This is a genomic window from Aquibium sp. ELW1220 (assembly GCF_030398385.1).
Lineage (GTDB): Bacteria > Pseudomonadota > Alphaproteobacteria > Rhizobiales > Rhizobiaceae > Aquibium.
Map to the genome: position 1 here is coordinate 1 of NZ_JAOAOQ010000118.1, position 899 is coordinate 899.

An 899-nucleotide genomic window follows, 5' to 3' on the forward strand; every position below is an offset into this window, starting at 1 on the left:
TCGGCGACATCGTCATTTGCTGCCGCCGGCACCTCGGAGAGGTCGCCGAGATCGAGCACGGTCTGTGCCGGATCGAGCGTGGCCAGCTTCTCCGACTTTGCTCCGAAGATCATTTGCCGCAGAAGGTCGGCATAGACGCGCAGCTCAGCGTTCTCGGCTTCAAGAGCCAGAACCATTCTCTTCAGTTCGTTGGAATCCGATGGCAGCAAATCAGCGCGAAGCGACATGATCAACCATACCATGTCGCTCGGATTCTTCAAGCAAATCCAGTCACTTCACGCTGCCCGAACAGGCCTCTTGACGTGNAGTCACTTCACGCTGCCCGAACAGGCCTCTTGACGTGCTTCTTCGCCACCCGCGTCCAGTCGAGACCGGCTACCAGAAGCGCGAACTCCTCGCGCGTCAGCCGGATCGCTCCGTCCTGGATCGGTGGCCAGGTGAAGCGCCCGGACTCGAGCCACTTCGAGACCAGAACCATGCCGCTGCCATCCCAAAACAGAAGCCGCAACCGGTCGCCGCGCCTGGGACGGAAGACAAAGACGTCACCGCAATAGGGATCGGCTGCAAGAGCCGAGGCGACCAGTGCCGCAAGGCCATTGATGCCGCGGCGGAAGTCGACCGGCTGCGTCGCCACCATGACCTTTACGTCGCCAGCTGCCGCAATCATCGCGGCACGCGCAAGGCGCCAACGATTGCCGCCGCCAGGGTCGGATCGACAGAGCCCGTCAGGACGAGCCGGCTGTCATGTATCTCCAGCTCGATCCGACTGGTTGCCGCAGGCGCATCACTCTTGCGAGCCCCACCATGATCGAGCTGCCGTTCCTCGTCGGCGACCATGACCGGCACGAACTGCACGGCGGCCTTCGTCGCCGCCGCCGCTTTCGCCCTCCCAAACCCCA

The 899-nt window shown here is 63.0% G+C and carries 1 protein-coding gene and 2 pseudogenes; all 3 read right to left on the reverse strand.

Annotated elements, in window-relative coordinates:
* Positions 1 to 227, reverse strand: a pseudogene (locus tag N1F91_RS30965) (IS66 family transposase); the annotation flags it as partial.
* Between the two features lie 86 nt (positions 228 to 313).
* Positions 314 to 667 carry an IS66 family insertion sequence element accessory protein TnpB gene (tnpB, locus tag N1F91_RS30970; RefSeq protein WP_289997759.1) on the reverse strand — a complete coding sequence of 118 codons (354 nt, stop codon included), beginning with the start codon at positions 665 to 667 and terminating at the stop codon, positions 314 to 316.
* Positions 664 to 899, reverse strand: a pseudogene (locus N1F91_RS30975) (hypothetical protein); the annotation flags it as partial. The pseudogene N1F91_RS30975 and the gene tnpB, both read right to left, overlap by 4 nt.

Excerpts from the sequence above, each read along its gene's own strand:
- tnpB (WP_289997759.1), bottom strand. The coding sequence starts at position 667 with ATGATTGCGGCAGCTGGCGACGTAAAGGTCATGGTGGCGACGCAGCCG.